Origin of the sequence: Massilia yuzhufengensis (genome assembly GCF_900112225.1) — a bacterium.
Lineage (GTDB): Bacteria > Pseudomonadota > Gammaproteobacteria > Burkholderiales > Burkholderiaceae_D > Telluria > Telluria yuzhufengensis.
Window position 1 is genome coordinate 135,455 of record NZ_FOLD01000009.1, and the last position, 22,054, is coordinate 157,508.

The following is a 22,054-nucleotide window of genomic DNA, read 5'->3' on the forward strand; positions in this document are numbered from 1 at the left end:
ATCAGACGTCAATATTCCCCGCCCGCAGCGCATTGCTCTCAATGAAGTTCCTGCGCGGCTCAACCTCATCACCCATCAAGGTGGTGAAGATCTGGTCCGCTGCAATCGCATCCTCGATCTGCACCTTCAGCAGCCTGCGCACGGTCGGATCCATCGTGGTTTCCCACAGCTGTTCCGGATTCATCTCGCCCAGACCCTTATAGCGCTGCTTCGACACGCCACGTTCCGCTTCTTCCCGCAGCCAGATCATCGCTTCGTGGAAGCCGCGCACCGCGAACTCCTTCATCTTCTCGCCTTCGCCGCGGCGCATGATGGCGCCTTCGCCCATCAGGCCCTGGAAGGTGGCGGCCGCATTGGCCAGCACGGCGTAGTCGTTGCTCAGCACGAAGTCGGCGTCGATCGAGGTCACGTTCACGTTACCGTGGCGCATGCGCTCGATGCGCAGCGAGTACTTCTCGTTCAATTCGTCCGCACGCACGACCACTTTCACGGCCGGGTCGCCGATCGCCGTTTCCATCGCCTTGGCCGAGGCTTCCGAGTCTTCCAGCGTGCCCATTTGCAGCGTGACGCCGCTCATGATCGCGGTCAGCGCCGCGCGGTCGATCACGCGGGTCAGGCGCATCATGATGGCGTTGGCCAGGTTGTACTGGGTCACCAGCACGCTCAGGGCTTCGCCGGTCACCGGATCGGCGCCTTCGCGCGGGATCAGCGAGGCGCCGTTCAGCGCCACCGTCATCATGTAGCTGGCTTCCTCCACGTCGTCCTTGAGGTAGCGCTCGTCGCGGCCGGCCTTCACCTTGTACAGCGGCGGCTGCGCAATGTAGATGTGGCCGCGTTCCACCAGCTGCGGCATCTGGCGGTAGAACAGGGTCAGCAGCAGGGTGCGGATGTGGGCGCCGTCGACGTCCGCATCGGTCATGATGATGATGCGGTGGTAGCGCAGCTTGTCGATATTGAATTCGTCCGGGCCGATGCTGGTGCCCAGCGTCGCGATCAGGGTGGTGATCTGCTCCGACGACAGCATTTTTTCGAAGCGCGCCTTTTCCACGTTCAGCACCTTGCCGCGCAGCGGCAAGATCGCCTGAAACTTGCGGTCGCGGCCCTGTTTTGCGGAACCGCCTGCCGAGTCACCCTCGACGATGTACAGTTCGGCCAGCGCGGGGTCGCGTTCCTGGCAGTCGGCCAGTTTAGAGGACAAGCCCAGGCCGTCCATGATGCCCTTGCGGCGGGTGAGGTCGCGCGCCTTGCGCGCCGCTTCGCGGGCACGGGCTGCTTCCACGATCTTGCCGCAGATGATCTTCGCGTCGTTCGGCTTCTCGGCCAGGAAGTCGGTCAGCGTCTTGGCGACGATCTCTTCCACCGGGCCGCGCACTTCCGACGACACCAGTTTGTCCTTGGTCTGCGACGAGAACTTTGGCTCCGGCACTTTTACCGACAGCACGCAGGTCAGGCCTTCGCGCATGTCGTCGCCCGAGATTTCCACTTTCGCCTTCTTGGCGAAGTCGTTCTCGTCGATGTACTTGTTGATCACGCGCGTCATCGCCGCGCGCAGGCCGGTCAGGTGGGTGCCGCCGTCGCGCTGCGGGATGTTATTCGTGAAGCACAGCACCTGCTCGTTGTAGGCGTCGTTCCACTGCATCGACACGTCCACCGAGATATTCGTGTTCTGGTCCGACATGCGGTCGCCAGTGGCCTGGAACACGGTCGGGTGCAGCACGGTCTTGGTCTTGTTGATGTATTCCACGAAGCCGCGGGTGCCGCCTTCGAAGGCGAAGATTTCTTCCTTGCCGGTGCGGTGGTCGCTCAGGCGGATGTTTACGCCATTGTTCAGGAACGACAGCTCGCGAATCCGCTTGCTCAGGATCTCGTAGTGGAACTCGACGTGGGTAAAGATTTCCTCGTCGGCCCAGAAGTGCACTTCGGTGCCGCGCTTGTCGGTCTCGCCAATGACCTTCATCGGCGACGTTTCAAAGCCATTGACGACTTCGATCAGGCGGTCTTGCGGGACGCCGCGCACGAATTCCATCTGGTGCACTTTGCCTTTTTGGCGCACGGTCACGCGCAGCAGCTTCGACAGCGCGTTCACGCAAGACACGCCCACGCCGTGCAGGCCGCCGGAGACTTTATAGGAATTCTGGTTGAACTTGCCGCCGGCGTGCAGTTCGGTCAGGGCGATTTCGGTGGCCGAGCGCTTTGGCTCGTGCTTGTCGTCCATCTTGACGCCGGTCGGGATGCCGCGGCCGTTGTCGGTGATCGAAATCGAATTGTCGGAATGGATCGTGACGTGGATTTCGGTGCAGTAGCCGGCCAGCGATTCGTCGATCGAGTTGTCCAGCACCTCGAACACCAGGTGGTGCAGGCCGGTGCCGTCCGACGTATCGCCAATGTACATGCCCGGACGCTTGCGAACCGCTTCCAGGCCTTCCAGGATCTGGATCGAGGCGGCGCCGTATTCATCCGCTGCAGGAGCGGGGGACGTTTGTGCTTGGGTATTCTCGGACATGGACTGCTTTCTCTATAAATCTGGTGATTCAGGCTGCGTTCTGCGTTGTTCTCAGAGCTACAGCTTGCCCCGTCGTTCCGACGTAGGCCGGAACCCAAGTTTGCGTGAACGCCACGAACTTGGATCCCGGCCTGCGCCGGGATGACGGTGCAAAAGCTAACGCTAGTTGCGGACCGTGCAGTTTGCTGGCGACTTAAATCCGCATCGGCATGACGACATACTTGAAGTCGCCATTGTCGGGAATCGAAATCAGCGCCGACGAATTCGAATCGCCCAGCGCGATGTTCACCTGGTCGCACTTCAGGTTGTTCAGCACGTCGAGCAGGTAGGTGACGTTGAAACCGATGTCGATGGTGTCGCCGCCGTAGTCGATCTCGAGTTCTTCGACCGCTTCTTCCTGGTCGGCATTGGTCGAGCTGATCTTCATGACGCCCGGTTCGATCACGCAGCGCACGCCCTTGAACTTGTCGCTGGTCATGATGGCGGCGCGTTGCAGGGAGCGCAGCAGTTCGTCGCGGCTGATCGTGAAGTCGTTCTTGTAGCCCTTCGGGATCACGCGCGTGTAGTCAGGGAACTTACCCTCAACCAGCTTCGAGACCAGCTCGATGTCGGCAAAGGTCAGTTTTACCTGCGAGGCCGAAATGTCGAGGCGCACGGTCTCGTCGCTTTCTTCCAGCAGGCGCTGCAGTTCGATGATGGTCTTGCGCGGGATGATCACTTCCTGGCGCTCGAAGCTTTCCTCGGTGGCCACCTGGCAGAAGGCCAGGCGGTGGCCGTCGGTGGCGACCGCAATGATGTTCTGGCCGTCCAGCACCAGCAGCAGGCCGTTCAGGTAGTAGCGGATGTCCTGCTGGGCCATCGAGAAGTGCACCATGTTGAACAGGTGCTTGAGCGTCTTCTGCGGCAGGGTGACCGAGGCGTTGTAGGTGTCGGCCACCGACACGGTAGGAAATTCTTCCGCGGCCAGGGTCTGCAGCGCGAAGCGCGACTTGCCGCTCGAGACGGCCAGGCGCTTGTTCTGCAGCGTCATGGTGACGTCGCCCGATTCCGGCAGCGCGCGCAGGATGTCCAGCAGCTTGCGCGCCGCCACCGTGGTGCCGGTCACGTCGTCGCCCGAGCCGATGTTGGCCAGCGTGGTGATCTGCACTTCGGTATCGGTCGAGAGGAACGAGACGCTCTCGCCGTCCTTGCGAATGAGGATATTGGCCAGAATCGGCATAGTGTGCCGACGCTCGACAATACCGCTCACGATCTGCAGTGGCCGGAGAAGCGTGTCTCGGGTGGTTTTGACCAGTTGCATAGATATCCTCAGTTTTGTTTATTTAAATGTATTGCTCAAACACTATTTTGCCAATTGCCGCGAAAGAACACAAACGCACGAATCCCGGCATGCCGGGATTCGGTTTATTTAACCTTTGAGCGTCTGCTCCAGCACGTGCAGCTCGTGGTTGCACTCGGCATTCTTCTGGCGGTCCGCCGCGATCTTGCGCACCGCGTGCAGCACGGTGGTGTGGTCGCGGCCGCCGAACAGCTCGCCGATCTCCGGCAGGCTCTTTTGCGTCAGTTCCTTGGCAAGATACATCGCGATCTGGCGCGGGCGGGCGATGTTCGCCGGGCGCCGCTTGGAGTACATGTCCGCCACCTTGATGTTGAAGAAGTCCGCCACCGTCTTCTGGATGTTCTCCACCGAGATCTGGCGGTTCTGCACCGACAGCAGGTCTTTCAGGGCTTCCTTCACCACGTCGATCGTGATGTCCTTGCCGTGGAAGCGCGAATAGGCCAGGATCTTGCGCAGCGCGCCTTCGAGCTCGCGCACGTTCGAGCGCAGGTGCTTGGCAACAAAGAAGGCCACGTCGTCCGACAGGGTCACGTCTTCGGACTGTGCTTTTTTCAGCAGGATCGCCACGCGCATTTCCAGCTCCGGCGGCTCGATCGCCACCGTCAGGCCGGAATCGAAGCGCGAGATCAGGCGGTCGTCCATGCCCGTGATTTCCTTCGGATAGGTATCCGAGGTGATGATGATCTGCTTTTTGGCCGCGATGAGCGCCTCGAACGCATAGAAGAACTCTTCCTGCGTGCGGCTTTTTCCGCCAAAGAACTGGATATCATCGATCAGGAGCATGTCGAGCGAATGATAGTAATGCTTGAAGTCGTCGAAGCCCTTGCGCTGGTAGGCAGTCACCACGTCGCGCACGTATTGTTCCGCGTGGATGTAGCGGATGCGCGCATTCGGATTGTCGGCCATGACCTGGTTGCCGATCGCATGGATCAAGTGGGTCTTACCCAGGCCCACGCCGCCGTAGAAGAACAGCGGGTTGTACGACACGCCCGGGTTGTTCGCCACCTGGATCGCGGCGGCGCGCGCCAGCTGGTTGGCCTTACCGGTAACGAAGCTGTCGAAGGTGAGGTCGGTGTTGATGCGGCTCTGCTCGCGCTTGGGCGAGTTGGCGATGTTGACGTTGCCCTGGCTGCTGTTGCCCATGCCGGGCTGGTCGATCGAACGCACCATGTTGCCCTGCGGCTGCGACGGCACGTCGGACGAGCCGGGCGTGGCCGGCTTGCGCGGCGGGTTGGTCTTGGGGTCGAGCACGAACTGCACCTCGACCGGCGCTTCCCAGTACTGGCAGGCGAGTTCGGTGATGCGCTTGGCAAACTGCGTCTTGACCCAGTCGAGCTTGAAGCGGTTCGGCGCGCCAATGCGCAGCTTGCCGTCCTCGTAATCGAGCACGACCAGTGATTTGATCCACGCACTGTATTGCTGCGGCGTCAGCTCGAGTTCCAGTTGCGTGGAACAGGACTGCCAAAAATTTTCCATACTTCGCTTAATGATACGTAACACGCTATTTTACCCGTGTCGGACGAAGTTATCCACAGGTTGCGCCCACTATTTTCAACCGAGCGTGCGGTTTCCTGGGCAGCATTGGCGGCCCGGCAGGGCAGGCGGCTAACTCATCAGGAAACAACAGCTTCCTTGACAGTTGGACTGGAAATCGAGTCTAATTCAGGGTTCCCCGTCCGTGCACCTCATCAAACTGACCTTGTCGGTGCGAATCAAGCCCGGACGAGCTGAGTATTTGCTGAGGCGTGACGCTGGCTTAACCATCTGCGAACTGTCATTGGCGACGAATCCTGACACGACGTCAGACCCGATTTTGCATTTTCTTTTGCTTTAAGCGAGACCACCATGAAACGTACTTACCAACCTTCCGTCGTCCGTCGCAAGCGCACGCACGGCTTCCGCGCACGTATGGCTACCCGTGGTGGCCGTCAAGTCCTGAACGCCCGCCGCGCCAAGGGCCGCAAGCGCCTGGCTGTCTAAGCCTCCAGGCTCGGCAGACACGCGGTCGGTCATGACAGGCGAGGGTTCGCACGACTTCGCGCGCGTTCGGCGTATCGTTAAAACGGATGAGTTTTCATCCGTTTTTCGTTTGCGGCCGGCGCAAAAAACTGCGCATTTCGTGCTGTATACCCGTCCCAACACGCTGCCGCATGCGCGGCTGGGCGTCGTTGCGGCCAAGCGTTTCGCACCGCGCGCCGTCACCCGCAACACGATCAAGCGCATCACGCGCGAACTGTTCCGCACCAGCGAACTGCAGGCGCTCGACTGCATCGTGCGCCTGGCGCGCCCGGTGAACACCAAGGCAGGGCCGGCCACGACCAGCGCCCTGAAGGCCGAGCTGCGCGTCGAACTGGCGCGCCTGTTCGCCTCCCAGCATCCGCGCCGCGCCGCCACCAGCCGTGGCGCCCCGGCGCCGGCAGCGCCATGAAGACGCTGCTGGTCTGGTTCCTGCGCGGCTACCAGCTGCTGCTGTCCCCGATGCTCGGGCAGAAATGCCGTTTTTACCCCACCTGCTCGAATTACGCGATCGAAGCGCTGCGCGTCCACGGCGCCGCTCGCGGCTCGCTGCTGGCCGCCCGCCGCGTGTGCCGCTGCCATCCGTGGCACCCGGGCGGCGTCGACTTCGTCCCGCCGGCAGGCACGCCTACGCAATCCCCACCAGCCGCTCGCGGTTGTAACCACTCCTGACTAGACCCAAATGGAACTCAATAAACGTACCATCCTGTGGATCGTGTTCGCCATTTCCCTGATTGTTCTCTGGAACAACTGGATGGTGGCCAACGGCAAACAGTCGCTGTTCTCGACGGCGCCGCCGGCGGCGCAGGTCGCCCAGCAGCAGGCCAAGCCGAACGACGTGCCGGCCGCGGCCCAGGCAGGCAGTGCCGCCGTTCCCGGCGCCATTCCAGGTGCGCCGGTGGTCCAGGCCACCCAGCGCATCACGGTCACCACCGACGTGTTCAAGGCCGACATCGACACCCTGGGCGGCGTCATCAAGCGCCTCGAGCTGCTCAAGTTTGCGGACGACCACGACAAGACCAAGAACAAGGTACTGTTCAACGTCGGCGGCCCGAACACCTACCTGGGCCAGACCGGCCTGATCGGTTCGACCCCGGCCGGCGTGCTGCCGAACCACACCACGCCGTTCACCGTCCGTCCGGGCCCGCTCACGCTCGGCACCAACGGCACCGTGCAGCTGGTGATGGATGCGGAGCAGGGCGGCGTGCGCCTGACCAAGACCTTCACCTTCCGCAAGGGCGACTACACCATCGGCGTGCGCCATGACGTGACCAACCTGTCGGCCGCGCCAGTGCAGCCTTCGCTCTACCTGCAGCTGCAGCACGACGGCAACAAGCCGGCCAACGACTCGTGGTTCATGTCGAGCTACACCGGCCCGACCCTGTACACGGCGGAAGACAAGTACCAGAAGCTGACTTTTGAAGACATCGAGAAGAACAAGGCCGAGCACTCGGCCAAGGCCAACAACGGCTGGGTCGCGATCTCGCAGCACTTCTTCGTCTCGGCCTTCATCCCGGCCGACAAGGCCAACCGCGACATCTTCACCAAGAAGATCGCGACCAACCTGTACGCCATCGGCACCGTGCAGCCGCTGGGCACCGTGGCGCCTGGCGCCACCGTCTCGACCGACAGCCGCCTGTATTCGGGCCCGCAGGACGAAAAGACCCTGGAAACCATCGCTCCCGGCCTGGAACTGGTGAAGGACTACGGCGTGCTGACCATCATCGCCAAGCCGATCTTCTGGGTAATGGACCACCTGCACTCGCTGCTCGGTAACTGGGGCTGGACCATCGTCGCGCTGACGGTGCTGATCAAGCTCGCCTTCTTCCCGCTGTCGGCCGCCGGCTATCGCAGCATGGCGAAGATGCGCGTGGTGACCCCGAAGATGCAGGCGATCCGCGAACGCTACAAAGCCGACCCGCAGAAGATGCAGCAGGCCACCATGGAGCTGTACAAGACCGAGAAGATCAATCCCCTGGGTGGCTGCCTGCCGATCCTGGTGCAGATGCCGGTCTTCTTCGCCCTGTACTGGGTGCTGCAGTCGTCGGTCGAAATGCGCGGCGCGCCATGGGTCCTGTGGATCCAGGATCTGACCCAGCCGGATCCGTTCTACATCCTGCCGATCATCTACGCGATCTCGATGTTCATCACCACCAAGCTGAACCCGCAACCGACCGACCCGGTGCAGGCGAAGATGATGCTGTTCATGCCGCTGGCGTTCTCGGTGATCTTCTTCTTCTTCCCTTCGGGACTGGTGCTGTACTGGGTGGTGAACAACATCCTGTCGATTGCGCAGCAGTGGGTGATTACCAAGAAGTTCGAGACGGGTGCGGTGAAGTAAGCTGCGGCTGTTTTAGTGGAGAGCCCGCGCTTGCGCGGGCTTTTTTCATTGTGGTGGACGTGCGGTGAACTTGGGTCCCGGCCTTCGCCGGGACGACGGGTGTAAGTCGCAGGCCAGTGGCGCCATTTCGGATGTTTGCCTAAAAACCGTCGTACGCGCCACTGGCGCCTACGACTTCCGGCGGAGGCCGGAACCCAAGTTCGCTGCATACCGCCGGCGCCCCCGTGCACCCCGTATCCCTTACAATCCCCCCATGAAACTCTCCACCTCCCCCATCGCCGCCATCGCCACCGCCCCCGGCCGCGGCGGCATCGGCGTCGTGCGCGCATCGGGCAAGTCGCTCCATGAGTTGATCGCCACCCTGTTCCCCGGCACCAAACTCACCCCCCGCCACGCCACCTACATCCCCTTCAAGGCAGCCAACGGCGACGTGATCGACGAGGGCCTGGCCCTCTACTTCCCCGGCCCGCATTCCTATACCGGCGAAGACGTGCTCGAACTGCAGGGCCACGGCGGCCCGATCGTGCTGCAGATGCTGCTCAGCCGCGTACTCGAAGCCGGCGCCGCCCTTGACCTGCGCCTGGCCGAACCCGGCGAATTCACGCGCCGCGCCTTCCTGAACGACAAGCTCGACCTGGCCCAGGCCGAAGCCGTGGCCGACCTGATCGACGCCTCCACCGAAGCCGCGGCCAAGTCGGCATCGCAGTCGCTGTCGGGCGCGTTCTCGCAGGTGGTGCACAAGCTGGTCGACCAGACCACCAACCTGCGCATGCTGGTCGAAGCCACCCTCGACTTCCCGGAAGAAGAAATCGACTTCCTCGAAAAATCGAACGCGCGCGGCCAGCTGGCCGTCATCATCGAATCGCTGGAAAATGTGTTCCGCCAGGCGGCGCAAGGCGCGCTGCTGCGCGAAGGCCTGAACGTGGTGCTGGTGGGCCAGCCGAACGTCGGTAAATCCTCGCTGCTCAACGCACTGGCCGGGGCCGATGTCGCCATCGTCACGCCCATCGCTGGCACCACGCGCGACAAGGTCACCGAGACCATCCAGATCGAAGGCATCCCGCTCAACATCATCGACACCGCCGGCATCCGCACCGATGAAGGCATCGACGTGGTCGAGCGCATCGGCATCGAGCGCACCTGGGGAGAGGTCGGCAAGGCCGACGTGATCCTGCACCTGCTCGACGCCGGCCTGGGCCCGAGCGCGGCGGACGAAGACATCGTCAAGGCTTTCCCGCAGGGCGTGCCGGTGGTGCGGGTGTGGAACAAGATCGACCTGTCCGGGCACAAGGAATCGATCGACGTGTCGGCGGACGCGACCCACCTCTACCTGTCGGCGCACGAGAAGACCGGCATCGGGCTGCTGCGCGCGGAACTGCTGCGCATCGCCGGCTGGCAGCAGACCGGCGAGTCGTTGTACCTGGCGCGCGAACGCCACCTGATCGCGCTGCGCGCCGCGCGCGAACACCTGGATCTGGCGCGCCAGCATGCGGCGCAAGACGACCAGTCGCTCGACCTGTTCGCCGAAGAACTGCGGCTGGCGCAGGACCAGCTTTCGAGCATCACCGGGCGGTTTACGCCGGACGATTTGCTGGGAGTGATTTTCAGTCGGTTCTGTATCGGTAAATAGGCCGTCCTTACTTCAGCCGTAGGGCGTATACGCAAACCCATTGCCGATCACACCCGCCAGCGCCGCCTGGTTCTCGCCGCTCTCGCTGAAGGACGTCAGCAGCTGCGCCGTGCTGCTGCCGCCGCTGTCCAGCGCCGCCACCCAGTAGTCGTAGCCGGCCTTGTCCGGCGCCCGGTGCAGCACGTTGCGGTACACGGCGTCCACCAGCGCCGCATGCGAGGGCGCGGCGCCGTACAGCTTCACCGCCTCGGCCGACCCCAGGAACTGGCCCGCGATCCCGTCGAGCTGCTGGCCGCTGTCCTTTGCCGCAATCCAGAACCCCAGGCCGCCGGCATCCGGCGTGCGGCCGAACGCCGCCTGGTAGAGCCGGTACACCATGCCGCCATTGCCCGCGATATCCAGCGCCACCGCGGTATCGCCGAAGGCCAGGCGTTCCACATTGCTCAAGCTGGCGCTGCCGAAGACGCCATCCTTGCCGGTGACGACAAATCCGTCCTTCGACGCGCTGATGCTGTACTTGCCGCTCTCGCCGGCGAACACTGCCGTGTCGATGCCCGCGCCGCCGTCGATGCGGGCGGCTTTTGCCACCTGCAGGCGGTCGGCGCCGGCCGTGCCGGTGATGACCTCGCCCAGTGACGCAGTGGCTTCGCCGGGGCCGATCGAGGCGCCGCGGATGATGCTGGCGATGATGTCCCTGGCCGACGCATCCGGAGACTGCTGGATCAGCAGCGCGGCCAGGCCGGCCACGTAAGGGCCGGCAAACGAGGTGCCGCCATCCTGGAAGTACTTGTAGCCGCCGCCGGACACCGGCACGTAGCCGCTGGAGGCCGCCATCACCCACGGGAAGGGCGTAGCGCCCGGCTCGTTGGATGAAGCGAAGGGCTTGCCCGCCAGTGCATCCTGGTTGCCGACCGCGATTGCTTCGCCCGACAGGGCCGACAGCGCCGGCCCGGTGGCGCCGTAGTTGCTGCTGTTGCCGCCGGCGATGACAACCACGGCGTTCTTAGAAAACGCATAGTGCACGGCGTCCGAAATCTGCTGCTGCACCCGCGTGTCGCCATTGCCGAGCGGGACGCTGATCACCCGGGCGCCATTGTCGGCGGCCCAGCGGATGCCTTCCGCGACCGTTTGCGTGCTGTTGTTGCCGTCGCCGATCCGCACGTTCAGCAGGGTGGCGTCGGGCGCTACGCCCCTGGTGTCTTGCCCGCCATGCGCGCCGTGGCTGGCGGCGATGATCGAGGCCACGCCGAGCGCGTGGTCCACGTACGGGCCCGGGGTGGGCGACGGGTCGGTGTCGCGCTGCAGCAGGTCGTAGCCGCCGATGAGCTGCTTGTCGATCTCCGGATGGGCCGCGATGCCGATGTCGATCACGGCCACCTTGACGCCCTTGCCGGTGATGCCGGCCGCCCAGGCCGCGGGGGCGCCGACCAGGTTGAGGGCGATGTTGTTGTTCTGGCCGTTCATGGGCAGCGCCGCGCCGAGCTCCGGTACGCCGAGCGACTTGGCGATGTTGATCAGGCCATAGCCCTGGGCCGTGGACCAGTCGCCCAGCGCTGTGTGGCTGATCTGTTCGGAGAAGTCGGTAAAGCTCACCGCTGCCGGGCCGCTCACCGTGATCATGCCGCGCTCGCTCGGGTAGAACTTGAAGCCGCTGCCGTCGGCGCCGACCACTTTCCATGCGTGCGAGCTGCTGGTTTCCTGCACGTGCGACGCGCCCGGTGGCAGTTCGCCAAAAGGCTGCTCGACGCCGGCGCGGTCGATCCAGTAGAGCTTCAACAGCGTGTCGCTGTGATTGGTGAGCACGAAGCGGATCATTGAGCCGCTGTCGTTGGAGACGATGCCGGAATCGAGGGGGAGGAAGGTGATGCTGTTGGTGGCGGTCATTGCGATGGGCGTAGTTGTCAAAGTTTCCGCATGACAATACTGCCCGGGCGGGGTAATGGCAAGTGGCCCTGCATAAAGCTATCGTCCATGCCGGTGTAGCAAGCCCATGCTAGGCTACATCAGGCAGTTCGCCAGCCCATCCGACGAAAGGAATTCCATGCTCACGCCACTGTCCCTTGCCCGCCGCCGCCAGGCGCTGCGCCTGATTACCGGCCTGGCCGGCGCCAGCCTGTTGGCCTCCTGCGCCAGCTTCGGCGGCCCGCGCAAGGTCGAGATCCCGCTGCACAAGCTGCAGGCCGGGCTCGAGCGCCGCTTCCCGGCCAAGCACCGCCTGCTGGAAGTGTTCAACATCCAGCTGTCGCGCCCCATGCTGTCGTTGCAACCGGAAGCCGACCGGGTGGCGCTGGCGCTGGAAGCTTCGGTCACGCCGCCCTTCTCGCGCGACACCTGGAGCGGCAGCCTGGCCTTCTCGGGCCGGCTCTACGTCGACCCGGGCCGCGCGGCGGTGATGATGGCCGAGCCGCGCGTGGATCGCCTCACGATCGGCGCCGGCCCGGAGGCCGAGCGCCAGCTCACGCGGGTGGCGAACTCGCTGGTGGACATGGTGGTGCGCGACATGCCGGTGTACAGCTTCAACCCCGACGAGCTGCGCTATGCGGGCATCCAGTTCATTCCGACACGCATCGAAACCACACGCTCTGGCCTGCTGGTGACGCTGGAACCGGCGAAGTAGCGCAGAAGCGACACGCTTGTTGCGTGCGTACAAAAAATTAACAATACGATATTATTTTTGCGTGCGCATTTGCATAATGGGACATGAGTCTGAGAAGAATTGTTGTTCCCATGTTGAATGAACTCCGCGGGATTGCAGAGGCAGTCCATTCGGCGCAAACTGATACGCACTGAACCGCCGTGGCGCGCAACAGCCGCGGCCCGCGCTTGAGGTTTCTCATGGGCACGATGTTCCGCTGAAGTAATCTTCATTGAACTTCAGTCGCGTCGTGTAGGGGGTGGATCTTGGAAACGACACAGGAAAGTTTTCCGGACAGTGGATTGGCCACCGAGCCAGTGCTTGCCGCTGTCGCCGCAGTTTCCCCAACCATGCCAGCGCGATTGAGCCTGCCTGCCAAGGGATCCTGCTGGTACTGCGAGAAACCGCTCGACAGCGTACGCCGCTTCTGCGGCAAGAGCTGCGCCGACGCGTTCGACGAGGAAGCGGAATATACCCGCTAAGCCTGCGGCGCCGGCTGGCGCTGCGTGTGCGCCAGCACCGCCAGCGCCCGTTCGAAATCGAAGGCCGCTGCCGCCGATTCCAGTTCCGCCATGCGCGCCGCACCCAGCAGGGTGCGCAAGCCGGCGTTCTTTTCCTGAATTAAATCCTGGGCGGCGCTGTCGCCGAGGTCGAGCATCGCGCACAGCCGGGCGAGCTCGGTGTCGCCGATGGGCTCCGCGCCTGCCGTTTGCACCATGGCGGGCGGCGCCGCCAGCAGGCCGTCCACCTGGGTCATCACCAGCGCCAGTTCCGCTTCCAGCCGGTCGAGCGGCAGCTGCGGCGCAGCCAGGCCGGTGCGCAATCCCTGTTCAATGTCCGCCGCCAGTGCGCGCAGGTAGCGCGCTTCGATCATCGCCGCCGCGCCCTTGATGGTGTGCGCGATGCGCTGGGCCAGCGGCAGGTCGCCGGCGTACAGCGCCGCGCGCAGGCGCGCCGCATTGCCGGCGTAGTCGGAACGGAAACGGGTGAGCACGCGCAGGTACATGGGCTGGTCGCCCATCACCCGTTCGAGGCCGGCGGCGAAGTCGAGCGCCGGCCCGGGCAGCGCCTGGCTGCCCGCGGGGGAAGGGGCGGGCAGCTCGCTCACTTGGTGGTGAACGACCAGTCGCGGGTGACCGGGGCGCCGTTCACCGTGCCGGCGAAGCTGACGTCGTAGGTGGTGGCGCCCTTCAGCGGCGCCAGCGGGACGATCGCCACCGCGGTGCGCTGCGATGCGCTGCCCCCTGCGTTCACCACCTGCACCTGCAGATTGGTGCCGCCGCGCGGGCGCACGGTGAAGGTCTGCATGGTGACCGGGGCGTCGATGTTGGCGTGCACGCTGACCGGGTAGCCCACTTCGTTGATGCCGGCGACCGGATCCGGGGATTCGCTATCGCTCATGAAGTTCGTTGTCACCCCGGTCTGTCCGTTGAAGGGCCAGGTGATGACCGCATTGGCCGCGATGCCAGGACCGAAGCCACCGCGAGTCGCGAAGTCGGCAGTGAAATAATTGTAGCGGCTCGCTGAGGTCGCGGCGCCGGTGCCGACGTCGCGGAATTTAGGCTCGAACATGACGAAGCGATGATAGATCGCGGTGATCAATTCTTCTGCCATGTAGAAGCCACTGTTGTTGGGCGCACCGGAAATCACCTCGCCATACGCGTAACCCGTCGCTGGGATTGTGTAGCCGGCCCCGTTGAGCCGATCTTGCAGGGTAGCGCCCGTAAAACCGGCCTTGCCCGCAACCTGGTCATGGCTCATCAAGTTATTGGTGCGCAGATACTCGGAATGGCCCAGCGCGGCATTGTTAATCTGTACATTCTCCGTCAGCGCAGGAACGCCTGCCTGGAGGCGGCGATAATTGATCCAGTTGCGACCATCCACGGCGATGTTATTCGTCAGTGCCGGTGCCGCCAGATCGGCGCCCCCCGGGGTTGCGGTTACTGGCGGTACAACGGTCGCCGGGGATGCGGAAGCGTTGCTGCCCGCAGTGTCGCTGACGCCGTCTCCACACGCGGCTAGACTCGAGGCGACGGCCACGACCGCGATTACGACACGCAAGCGAGGCATATAGCTCATGTTGCAACTCCTGTCAATGCTGAGAAATGAAGCGTTATTCTAGGGCAAAAAAACCTCCTTGGGCCAGTCCAGGCGTTGCGCGCCGCCAGCTTATTTCGCTCCCTGTAGAATATGGCATCGCCCCCATTGCCGAGCCGTCAATTGAAACCCTCCAGCCAGCAGCGCCTCGCGCGTGCCAAGTTCGCCCTGCCCAGTTTCGTGACGCTGCTGTCGATCGCCTGCGGCTTCGGCAGCATCGTGATCTCGGTGGACAACGCACACGTCGGCGCGCCCGCCGACTACCGCCTGGCCGCGATCCTGCTGGTGCTGGCGGGCGTGTTCGACGCGCTCGACGGCTTCGTGGCGCGCGCCACCAATACCCAGTCCAGCTTTGGCGTGCAGCTCGACTCCATTGCCGACGTGATGAACTTCGGCTGCGCGCCCGGCCTGCTGCTGTACTGCTACGGCTTCGCCCAGATGAACGTGGCGCACCCGACCCTGGTGCGCATGGGCGGCCTGGCCTGCTTCATTTTTGTTACCTGCGGCGCGCTGCGGCTGGCGCGCTTCAACGTGATGGTCGGGCGCACCGACCCGCGTTATTTTGTCGGCATGCCGATCACCGCCGGCGCCGCGTGCGTGGCTTCGGTAGTGGTGGCCTGGCCCGATCCGGCCACCACCATGGCACAGTGCTTCGCGATCATGGCGCTGATGGTGGCGGTCGGCACCCTGATGATTTCGACCATCCGCTTCCCGAGCTCCAAGCACCCGCGCGGCAAGGTCATGCTGGTGCTGCTGGCCGTGTGCGCAGTGCTGCTGGCGGTGCTGCAGACGCGCTTCTTCGTGCTGTTCTTCCTGCTGTACATCTGCGCGACCCTGCTGCTCAATCTTGCGTGGCGCACGGGCTGGAACGGCATCGTCCCACCGAAGGTCTACGAACAGTAGGGTGGTCGGCTTCGCCGACCGCGCGTTCAAACCACGGCACAGCCGATCACCCTAGCTCAGGCGAACTTGTCGAGCATCGCCGCCAGGTGAGCGGCGCTTGCGCGCGCCTCTTCCAGGTCGGTGGCCTGGCCGGCCTGGGTCTGGATCGCCCCCGCCAGCAGCTGCACGAAGGAGCGGTCCAGCGCCTTGCGCGCCGCCGTCATCTGCTGGGCCACCGCATCCACATCCGACGGCTGCGTCGCCAGCGCGATCAGCTTCTGCACGCCGCGCAGCTGGCCTTCGATGCGCGCCAGCCGGTTCAGCAGGTCTTTCTTCTGCTGCGCGGTGAGGGAGCCGCCCTCGACGATCTTCAGCGGGCTGTCGGCGGCCATGCTTAGGCCACTTCGTGTCCGCGCGCGGCGCGCAGGATGCGGAACCAGTCGTCGCGCGCCAGGTTGACCGTGCTGCCCGCCACCGCTTCGCGGATCGCCTCGATGCGCCCGGTGCCGGTGAGCGGGATCGGGCGGCTCGGCAGCTGCATGATCCAGGCGAACAGCACGCTGGCAAACGGCAGCGCCATGCGCTCGGCGATCTCCTGCACCACGCTGCGCACCGCGACCGCATTGGCGTCGCTGGACGTGAACAGGCGCCCGCCACCGAGCGGCGACCACACCATCGGCGCGATGCGCAGGTCCTGCATGCCGTCGAAGGTCTGGTCGAACATGGGCGTAGTGACCATCGGCGAGAACTCGACCTGGTTGGTGGCCAGCAGCACGCGCCGGTTCAGGCATTCGAACTGGTGGCGCGTGAAGTTCGACACGCCGAAGTGCCTCACCTTGCCGGCGCCGCGCAGGCGCATGAAGGCCTCGGCGATCTCGTCGAAGTCCATCAGCGGGTCGGGGCGGTGGATCAGCAGCAGGTCGAGGTGGTCGGTGGCCAGCTGGCGCAGGGACTCTTCGGCCGAAGCGACGATGTGCGCCGCCGTGGTGTCGTAGTGCTGGATGCCGTGTCCGGGGCGTTTTGAAGAAACGAGCTTGATGCCGCACTTGCTCACCAGCTGCATGCGCGCGCGCAGCGCAGGCTGGGCGCGCAGGGCTTCGCCGAAGACGGCTTCGACGCCGTAATCGCCGTAGATGTCGGCGTGGTCGAAGGTGCTCACGCCGAGGGCGAGGCATTGTTCGATGAAGGCCACCCGCTGCTGCACCGACATGCCCCACTCATTCATGCGCCACATGCCGGCCACGATGCGCGACAGTTCAGGGCCGCCTTCGCGGGTGGTGATGCGGGGGCAGGGGAGGGGGGCGGGGAGGGTCATGTGCGGGTCCTGTGGTGTGATCGTTCGATTATAGCGGTGCAGGGTGACGGTGTTGGGGGGCATGCAAGATTGGGTACCGGCCTTCGCCGGTACGACGTGCTGAAGCTATGGTGTCGAGATGCTCATTCTCTGATCCAGCCTCAAGACCGTCGTACCGGCGAAGGCCGGTACCCAAGTTCGTCGCGTCCCGATATCGCCCAGTTCACCACGCATAAAAAAACCCGCCCAGCTTTCGCAGGGCGGGTTCAATAAGCGATCAATCGAAAATCACTGCATCCAAAGCCGCATCGAATCCCAAGCCCGCCCGAAAATGCTCGCTTCCGGCACCTCTTCCAGCGCCACCACCGGCAGCGCGACCAGCGGCTTGCCGTCGACGACCATCTTGAGCGTGCCGATCTGGCTGTTGCGGGCCAATGGCGCGATCAGCGGGTTCCTGGTCTGCAGGACCGGCTTCATCTTCGCCGCCACGCCCTTCGGCACGGTCACCAGCACGTCGCGGGTGAAGCCGATTTTTACTTTTGGCTGCGCACCCTTCCACACCGCCGGCTCCGACACCGCCTGGCCCTTGGTGTAGAGGCGGACCGTGTCGAAATTCTGGAAGCCCCAGTTCAGCAGCTTCTGGCTCTCTTGCGTGCGCACCGCGTCCGAGGTGGTGCCGAGCACCACCGAGATCAGGCGGCGCTGGCCGGCGTTGCCGTTCGGGCGGCGGGCCGACGAGATCATGCTGTAGCCGGAGGAATCGGTGTGGCCGGTCTTCATGCCATCCACGGTCGGGTCCAGCCACAGCAGGCGGTTGCGGTTCTGCTGGGTGATCTTGTTGTAGGTGAACTGCTTGATCGAGTCGATCTTGTAGAACTGCGGGAAATCGCGGATCACGCTGGCGGCCATGATCGACAGGTCGTGCGCGGTCGAATAGTTGTTCGCGTCCGGCAGGCCGTGCGGGTTGGCCCAGCGCGTGTTCTTCATGCCCAGGCGCTCGGCTTCGCGGTTCATCAGGGTGACGAAGGTGCCTTCGTCGCCGGCCACCGCTTCGGCCAGGGCCACGGCGGCGTCGTTACCGGATTGGATCATCAGGCCGTGCAGCAGGTCGTCGACCGAGACCGGGGTGGCCGGGTCGATGAACATCTTCGAGCTGCTGGCATCGACTTTCCACGCGCGGGTCGAGACGTTCACCATCGTGTCCAGCGCCAGCTTCTTGTCGCGCAGGGCGCCGAAGGTGACGTAGGCCGTCATGACCTTGGTGAGCGAAGCCGGTTCGATACGGGCGTGCTGGTCTTGCGCGGCGATGATCTGGCCGCTGGTCGCGTCGAGCAGCAGCCAGGACTTGGCTGCGATGGACGGTGCCGGCACGGTCTGTGCACTGGCCGAAGCCATCAGCAGGCTGGCGGCCACGGCCGCTAACAGTTTTTTCATGGGAGGCAATTTCGTCAATATGGTGGTAACGCGGTGCTAATTTACGGCAATACGTGGGTATTGCCCTGGAAGAAGAGACTAATTATGCACACGGATTGCGTTAAATGTCACGCCGCCACATTTCCACGACAAGATTCTTGATGTGGCCGAGCTTGCGGTGGAAGAAGTGGTCGGCGCCGGGGATGACGGTCACGGGAATGTCGAGCGGGCGCGCCCAGTCGAAGACTTCCTGCAGGGTGATCGTATCGTCCTGTTCGCCGTGGATCAGGATGGAGTCGGCCGGCACCGGCGGCATCGGCCACTTGCCGGCGGCGGTGCCGACCAGTACCAGGCGCTCGGCCGGGCGTCCCTCTGCGATGAGGCGCTGCTGGAACTGGGCCTGTACGAAGGTGCCGAAGGAAAAGCCGCCCAGCGCCACCGGCAGGCCGGGATACTGCGCCACCATGTGCTTGTACATGATGTCCATGTCGTCCACTTCGCCGCGGCCGTCGTCGTGCACGCCTTCCGATTCGCCCACGCCGCGGAAGTTGAAGCGGGCGGTGGCGTAGCCGAGGGTGACGAAGGTGCGCGCCAGGGTCTGGGCGACCTTGTTTTCCATGGTGCCGCCGTACAGCGGGTGCGGGTGCGCCACCAGCGCGATGCCGCGCGGCGCGTCTTCCGGCAAATCGAGGATGCATTGCATCTTGCCGGCGTGTCCGTCGAGGGTAAATTTATGCGAGTACTTGTTCATTGCCTGGGTATGCGTCGAGGTTCAGATTTTGAGGCGTTCGACGACCTTGCCGCCCACCAGGTGGGTGTCGATGATGTCGTCGATGTCCTGCGTGTCCACATAGGTGTACCAGGTGCCTTCCGGGTAGACCACGAGCACCGGGCCTTCTTCGCAGCGGTCGAGGCAGCCGGCCTGGTTGATACGCACCTTGCCTTCGCCGCTCAGGCCGAGTTCCTTGATGCGCTTCTTGGCGTGCTTCTGGGCCTTTTCAGAGCCGCAGTTGCCGCAGCTCTGGCGGGCGTCTTTGCCATCGCGCACATTCATGCAGAAGAAGACATGGTGCTGGTAGAAAGGTTTGTCGTCGTTCATGTCGGTCTTTCAAAGAGTGCCGGCGCCTTGCGCCAGGCACAATGATACGGCATCAGGGAGCCCCGTCGGGCACGCCGGCGCGCGGCTCGTGCCGGTTGAGCTTATGGGAAGGCAGCACCAGGAACCACAGCGCGAAGAAGGGCCACAGCAGGGACATGAACTGGGCCGCCCCGTTAAAGTTCAGGAACTTGCCCTGCACCCAGCCCTGCAGGGTGGCGACGAAATACGGGTTGACCGGCACGGTGTTGACCACGATCAGGCTTAGCACCAGGGTCACCACCGCCAGCCGGCGCTGCGCCACCTGGGGCGCGAACACCAGGCCGGCCAGCATGATCAGGCCGATCAGGAAGCCGCCCTCGGCGCCGGGCGTGACCCACACGAAGGCGTTATCGGGCCGGAATAGCAGCGAGCTCGACAGCGTCTTGAACAGCAGCGCCGTGCCCAGGAAGGACAGCATGATGAGGAAGCGCGGCGCGCTGCGGCGCACCAGGCACATGAGGGTGAGCACGGCGCCGGTCATGCCGCAGGCGGTGATGATGGTCTCGGACAGCCAGTACTGCTCCACCGTCATGGCCGCGTCCGGGCGCAGCATGCTCACCAGGTCGATCTCGCTGTCGAACCAGCTCGAGAGCCAGCCGGAAATGATGGGCAGCACCTGGCCGTGGCCGAACAAATAGCTTTGCGGGTAGAGCTGGGCCAGCGGCCACAGCGCCACCAGCACCAGGCCCTGGCTCGCATGCGAGGCGAACCAGCGGCGCCGCAGCTGGAACAGGCGGCTGTGGTCGAGCAGGCTGCGCGCCCACCAAGCGCCCAGCAGCGCGCCCAGCAGGCAGCCGCCGGCGTTGGTGAGGAAGTCCAGGTTCGACGGCACGCGGCTGGGCAGGAAGTTCTGCACCGATTCCATCGCGCCGGTCACCACGATCCCGACAAACGCCGCCAGCAGCACCGCCCACACGCCGCGGATGCGCGGGTACACCGACAGCACCAGCAGGATGCCGAAGGGGATGTAGCCGACGATGTTGACGGTGACGTCGAAGCCGGTCCAGTAGCGCGGCTTGACCAGGTTCAGGAAGGTCAGCAGCGGCAGCCCGCTGTCGCGCCAGCCGGTAAACGGGAACCAGCTGGCGTAGATGATCAGGAGCAGGTAGGCCAGCAGCGCCGCCCGCGCGATCGGCGAGCCGCGGCCTTCGCGCGGGCGTTCGCGTAGATCGACGGGGACGACGGGCGTGTTCATCGTTTTCGGGTGTCGACCGTGGCCAGCCAGGCCAGGATGTCGGCGGCGACGGCGTCGGTACTGCCCGCCAGGGCGCGCGCGCCGCCCGGCGCATCGGCGCTCGGCGCCGGCGTGCTGCGGGTGAAGGTGCGCTGGTCGACCAGCTTGTGGTCATTGAACAGCGAGGCGCGCAGGGTCAGGTAGCCTTCGCTTTGCGCCACGCCGGAGAAGGCATGGACGAAGTCGTCCACTTCCACCCGCAGCAGCGGCACGCCGGTGGAGGCGTCGGTGGCGCTGAGCACCTTCATGCCCGATTGCGCCAGCCGCGTCTTGAAGCGCTGGGTGACCATCTGCAGCGGGTTGCTGGCCCAGCGGCTGTTGGCATAGGTACGGGCCTGCAGCGCGTCGGCGTAGTTCAGGCGGTAGTACATGCGCTCGTTTTCCAGCGCCGCCGGGCCGGTGGCGTCCATCACGACCAGCGCGGCGACCGGGGTCGCCGCCGCTTGCTGGCCGGTGGCGGCGGCCGGGCCGAAATCGTAGGTCGTGCTTTCATGGGCCTTGTTGCTGGCGCAGCCGGCCAGGATGCAGGCCGACACGGCCAGCGCGATGAAGGAGCGGAGTGGGTGTGCGGTCACGGTGGTCCTCATTTGGTCGGGGGCGCGAAGCCCGGTTCGCCCGGTCCCGGCTGCGCGCTCGGCGCGCCGAACAGGATGCTCTGCGGGCGGTCGGACAGCGAGGTGGCGGTGCGCTTGACGGCGCGCAGTGCGCCGCGCGCCTCGTCGGTCATCTGCACGACGTGCGGCAGGGTTTCGAGTTCGAGTTCGCTGGTGGCCGACTGCAGCGAGCCGACCGCGCCGTTCAGGCGCTCGATCGGGCCGTCCGGGGCCTGCAGGCGGGTGGCCAGCTGCTTGTAGCTGGTGGCGGTGGCGCTGATGTCGCCGGCCGCGGTGTCGAAGGAGCCCAGGCTGCGTTCCAGCTTGTTCACCAGCGCCGGCATGCGCTCGATGGTGGGATCGAGCTTTTGCGGGATCGCCGCATAGGCGTCGGCCGCCTTGCCGATGCTGTCGAACGCCCCGATGATGGTCTTCTGGTTTTCTGGACCCACCATCTTGCTCAGGCTTTCGGTGATCTGCTCGGTCTTTTCCAGGATGGCCAGGCCGCGTTTTTCCAGCTGGTCGAGCAGGCCGGGCCGCAGCGGGATGCGCACCACCTGGTTCTCGCGCTGCGCCAGGCGCGGCGAGCCGGTGCGGTCGTCGTCGAGCTGGATGAAGGCGATCCCGGTCACGCCCTGGTAGCCGAGCGAGGCGAAGGTGGTGGTGGTGATCGGCGCGTCCTTGTCCACCGACAGGCGGATCATGATCTGGCCGGTGACGCGCGGGTCGAATACGATCTCGTCGACCCGCCCGATTTCCAGGCCGCGGTAGCGCACCGTCGCCTGCGGGTTCAGGCCCGGGATCGACTGCGTGGTCACGATCTCGTAGGGCACCAGCTCGGTGCGGTCGCGGTTGAACCACAACCCGGCCAGCACCGCCGCAATCACGAGGGCGATCGTGAAGACACCTGTCATCAGGGCATACGACCTGTTTTCCATA

The 22,054-nt window shown here is 64.5% G+C and carries 22 protein-coding genes; 8 read left to right on the top strand and 14 right to left on the bottom strand.

What is annotated here, in order from left to right:
* Position 1: 1 nt before the first annotated feature.
* From gyrB to dnaA, 3 genes are all read right to left on the bottom strand, one after another.
* Entirely contained in the window at positions 2–2,503 is a 2,502-nt protein-coding gene (gyrB, locus tag BM031_RS10350; protein ID WP_091874482.1) for a DNA topoisomerase (ATP-hydrolyzing) subunit B, read from the bottom strand.
* A gap of 193 nt (positions 2,504–2,696) precedes the next feature.
* Complete coding sequence (gene dnaN / locus BM031_RS10355) at positions 2,697–3,803, bottom strand: DNA polymerase III subunit beta (RefSeq protein WP_091874483.1); 1,107 nt, start codon at positions 3,801–3,803, stop codon at positions 2,697–2,699.
* Between the two features lie 108 nt (positions 3,804–3,911).
* Entirely contained in the window at positions 3,912–5,318 is a 1,407-nt protein-coding gene (dnaA, locus tag BM031_RS10360; RefSeq protein ID WP_091874485.1) for a chromosomal replication initiator protein DnaA, read from the bottom strand.
* 369 nt (positions 5,319–5,687) lie between these two features.
* On the opposite strand from dnaA, the gene rpmH reads away from it, so the two are divergent.
* The 5 genes from rpmH to mnmE all read left to right on the top strand — a co-directional run bounded on the left by rpmH (position 5,688) and on the right by mnmE (position 9,829).
* Complete coding sequence (gene rpmH, locus BM031_RS10365; RefSeq protein WP_040378179.1) at positions 5,688–5,822, top strand: 50S ribosomal protein L34; 135 nt, start codon at positions 5,688–5,690, stop codon at positions 5,820–5,822.
* Positions 5,823–5,853: 31 nt separating this feature from the next.
* Entirely contained in the window at positions 5,854–6,270 is a 417-nt protein-coding gene (gene rnpA / locus BM031_RS10370) for a ribonuclease P protein component (RefSeq protein ID WP_091874487.1), read from the top strand.
* Entirely contained in the window at positions 6,267–6,530 is a 264-nt protein-coding gene (gene yidD, locus BM031_RS10375) for a membrane protein insertion efficiency factor YidD (protein ID WP_091874488.1), read from the top strand. Before rnpA ends, yidD begins: the two co-directional genes overlap by 4 nt.
* 10 nt (positions 6,531–6,540) lie before the next feature.
* On the top strand, positions 6,541–8,199 hold the full coding sequence (yidC, locus tag BM031_RS10380; RefSeq protein ID WP_091874490.1) for a membrane protein insertase YidC: 1,659 nt from the start codon (positions 6,541–6,543) through the stop codon (positions 8,197–8,199).
* A gap of 253 nt (positions 8,200–8,452) precedes the next feature.
* Positions 8,453–9,829 (top strand): tRNA uridine-5-carboxymethylaminomethyl(34) synthesis GTPase MnmE, encoded by a 1,377-nt coding sequence (gene mnmE / locus BM031_RS10385; RefSeq protein ID WP_091874491.1) that lies wholly within the window; start codon positions 8,453–8,455, stop codon positions 9,827–9,829.
* A 12-nt stretch (positions 9,830–9,841) separates the two neighbouring features.
* Here mnmE and BM031_RS10390 read toward each other — a convergent pair whose 3' ends face one another.
* Entirely contained in the window at positions 9,842–11,713 is a 1,872-nt protein-coding gene (locus tag BM031_RS10390; protein WP_091874493.1) for a S8 family serine peptidase, read from the bottom strand.
* A 157-nt stretch (positions 11,714–11,870) separates the two neighbouring features.
* Between BM031_RS10390 and BM031_RS10395 the strand changes: the two genes are divergently transcribed.
* A complete protein-coding gene (locus BM031_RS10395) occupies positions 11,871–12,446 on the top strand; it encodes a DUF1439 domain-containing protein (protein WP_091874495.1) in 576 nt (191 codons plus the stop codon).
* Positions 12,447–12,814: 368 nt separating this feature from the next.
* On the top strand, positions 12,815–12,946 hold the full coding sequence (locus BM031_RS26210; protein WP_267873311.1) for a hypothetical protein: 132 nt from the start codon (positions 12,815–12,817) through the stop codon (positions 12,944–12,946).
* On the opposite strand, the gene BM031_RS10405 is transcribed toward BM031_RS26210, so the two are convergent.
* Both BM031_RS10405 and BM031_RS10410 read right to left on the bottom strand, forming a co-directional pair.
* A complete protein-coding gene (locus BM031_RS10405) occupies positions 12,943–13,572 on the bottom strand; it encodes an Hpt domain-containing protein (RefSeq protein WP_229408760.1) in 630 nt (209 codons plus the stop codon). The two genes, BM031_RS26210 and BM031_RS10405, sit on opposite strands and share 4 nt — an antisense overlap.
* Positions 13,569–14,543 carry a CAP domain-containing protein gene (locus BM031_RS10410; RefSeq protein ID WP_091874499.1) on the bottom strand — a complete coding sequence of 325 codons (975 nt, stop codon included), beginning with the start codon at positions 14,541–14,543 and terminating at the stop codon, positions 13,569–13,571. Before BM031_RS10410 ends, BM031_RS10405 begins: the two co-directional genes overlap by 4 nt.
* A 141-nt stretch (positions 14,544–14,684) precedes the next feature.
* Between BM031_RS10410 and pssA the strand changes: the two genes are divergently transcribed.
* The gene (pssA, locus tag BM031_RS10415) at positions 14,685–15,464 is read left to right on the top strand and encodes a CDP-diacylglycerol--serine O-phosphatidyltransferase (RefSeq protein ID WP_091874502.1); all 780 of its coding nucleotides are present in this window, start codon (positions 14,685–14,687) and stop codon (positions 15,462–15,464) included.
* Positions 15,465–15,520: 56 nt separating this feature from the next.
* Here pssA and BM031_RS10420 read toward each other — a convergent pair whose 3' ends face one another.
* The 8 genes from BM031_RS10420 to BM031_RS10455 all read right to left on the bottom strand — a co-directional run bounded on the left by BM031_RS10420 (position 15,521) and on the right by BM031_RS10455 (position 22,053).
* The gene (locus tag BM031_RS10420; protein ID WP_091874504.1) at positions 15,521–15,835 is read right to left on the bottom strand and encodes a metal-sensitive transcriptional regulator; all 315 of its coding nucleotides are present in this window, start codon (positions 15,833–15,835) and stop codon (positions 15,521–15,523) included.
* Between the two features lie 2 nt (positions 15,836–15,837).
* Positions 15,838–16,758: an aldo/keto reductase gene (locus BM031_RS10425; protein WP_091874506.1), complete on the bottom strand. Its 921-nt coding sequence runs from the start codon at positions 16,756–16,758 to the stop codon at positions 15,838–15,840.
* Positions 16,759–17,025: 267 nt separating this feature from the next.
* Positions 17,026–18,171 (bottom strand): D-alanyl-D-alanine carboxypeptidase family protein, encoded by a 1,146-nt coding sequence (locus BM031_RS10430; RefSeq protein ID WP_091874508.1) that lies wholly within the window; start codon positions 18,169–18,171, stop codon positions 17,026–17,028.
* Between the two features lie 100 nt (positions 18,172–18,271).
* Positions 18,272–18,901 carry an alpha/beta hydrolase gene (locus tag BM031_RS10435; RefSeq protein WP_091874510.1) on the bottom strand — a complete coding sequence of 210 codons (630 nt, stop codon included), beginning with the start codon at positions 18,899–18,901 and terminating at the stop codon, positions 18,272–18,274.
* 21 nt (positions 18,902–18,922) lie between these two features.
* Positions 18,923–19,249, bottom strand: a complete 327-nt coding sequence (locus BM031_RS10440; RefSeq protein WP_091874512.1) for a (2Fe-2S) ferredoxin domain-containing protein — start codon at positions 19,247–19,249, stop codon at positions 18,923–18,925.
* 52 nt (positions 19,250–19,301) lie between these two features.
* Positions 19,302–20,483, bottom strand: coding sequence for a VanZ family protein (locus BM031_RS10445; RefSeq protein ID WP_091874514.1), 1,182 nt, complete (start codon positions 20,481–20,483; stop codon positions 19,302–19,304).
* Entirely contained in the window at positions 20,480–21,097 is a 618-nt protein-coding gene (locus BM031_RS10450) for an ABC-type transport auxiliary lipoprotein family protein (protein WP_229408763.1), read from the bottom strand. The genes BM031_RS10445 and BM031_RS10450 overlap by 4 nt, the downstream gene beginning before the upstream one ends.
* Positions 21,098–21,105: 8 nt before the next feature.
* Positions 21,106–22,053 carry an MlaD family protein gene (locus BM031_RS10455; protein ID WP_091874519.1) on the bottom strand — a complete coding sequence of 316 codons (948 nt, stop codon included), beginning with the start codon at positions 22,051–22,053 and terminating at the stop codon, positions 21,106–21,108.
* Position 22,054 lies beyond the last annotated feature (1 nt).

What these genes read in the sequence shown, in the direction of transcription:
- gyrB (WP_091874482.1), bottom strand. Translation starts at nt 2,503, where the DNA reads ATGTCCGAGAATACCCAAGCACAAACGTCCCCCGCTCCTGCAGCGGAT.
- BM031_RS10435 (WP_091874510.1), bottom strand. Translation starts at nt 18,901, where the DNA reads ATGAACAAGTACTCGCATAAATTTACCCTCGACGGACACGCCGGCAAG.
- rnpA (WP_091874487.1), top strand. Translation starts at nt 5,854, where the DNA reads ATGACAGGCGAGGGTTCGCACGACTTCGCGCGCGTTCGGCGTATCGTT.
- BM031_RS10410 (WP_091874499.1), bottom strand. Translation starts at nt 14,543, where the DNA reads ATGAGCTATATGCCTCGCTTGCGTGTCGTAATCGCGGTCGTGGCCGTC.
- BM031_RS10445 (WP_091874514.1), bottom strand. Translation starts at nt 20,483, where the DNA reads ATGAACACGCCCGTCGTCCCCGTCGATCTACGCGAACGCCCGCGCGAA.
- BM031_RS10390 (WP_091874493.1), bottom strand. Translation starts at nt 11,713, where the DNA reads ATGACCGCCACCAACAGCATCACCTTCCTCCCCCTCGATTCCGGCATC.
- mnmE (WP_091874491.1), top strand. Translation starts at nt 8,453, where the DNA reads ATGAAACTCTCCACCTCCCCCATCGCCGCCATCGCCACCGCCCCCGGC.
- yidC (WP_091874490.1), top strand. Translation starts at nt 6,541, where the DNA reads ATGGAACTCAATAAACGTACCATCCTGTGGATCGTGTTCGCCATTTCC.
- dnaN (WP_091874483.1), bottom strand. Translation starts at nt 3,803, where the DNA reads ATGCAACTGGTCAAAACCACCCGAGACACGCTTCTCCGGCCACTGCAG.
- BM031_RS10430 (WP_091874508.1), bottom strand. Translation starts at nt 18,171, where the DNA reads ATGAAAAAACTGTTAGCGGCCGTGGCCGCCAGCCTGCTGATGGCTTCG.
- BM031_RS10395 (WP_091874495.1), top strand. Translation starts at nt 11,871, where the DNA reads ATGCTCACGCCACTGTCCCTTGCCCGCCGCCGCCAGGCGCTGCGCCTG.
- BM031_RS26210 (WP_267873311.1), top strand. Translation starts at nt 12,815, where the DNA reads ATGCCAGCGCGATTGAGCCTGCCTGCCAAGGGATCCTGCTGGTACTGC.
- yidD (WP_091874488.1), top strand. Translation starts at nt 6,267, where the DNA reads ATGAAGACGCTGCTGGTCTGGTTCCTGCGCGGCTACCAGCTGCTGCTG.
- BM031_RS10420 (WP_091874504.1), bottom strand. Translation starts at nt 15,835, where the DNA reads ATGGCCGCCGACAGCCCGCTGAAGATCGTCGAGGGCGGCTCCCTCACC.
- BM031_RS10425 (WP_091874506.1), bottom strand. Translation starts at nt 16,758, where the DNA reads ATGACCCTCCCCGCCCCCCTCCCCTGCCCCCGCATCACCACCCGCGAA.
- BM031_RS10455 (WP_091874519.1), bottom strand. Translation starts at nt 22,053, where the DNA reads ATGGAAAACAGGTCGTATGCCCTGATGACAGGTGTCTTCACGATCGCC.
- rpmH (WP_040378179.1), top strand. Translation starts at nt 5,688, where the DNA reads ATGAAACGTACTTACCAACCTTCCGTCGTCCGTCGCAAGCGCACGCAC.
- BM031_RS10440 (WP_091874512.1), bottom strand. Translation starts at nt 19,249, where the DNA reads ATGAACGACGACAAACCTTTCTACCAGCACCATGTCTTCTTCTGCATG.
- dnaA (WP_091874485.1), bottom strand. Translation starts at nt 5,318, where the DNA reads ATGGAAAATTTTTGGCAGTCCTGTTCCACGCAACTGGAACTCGAGCTG.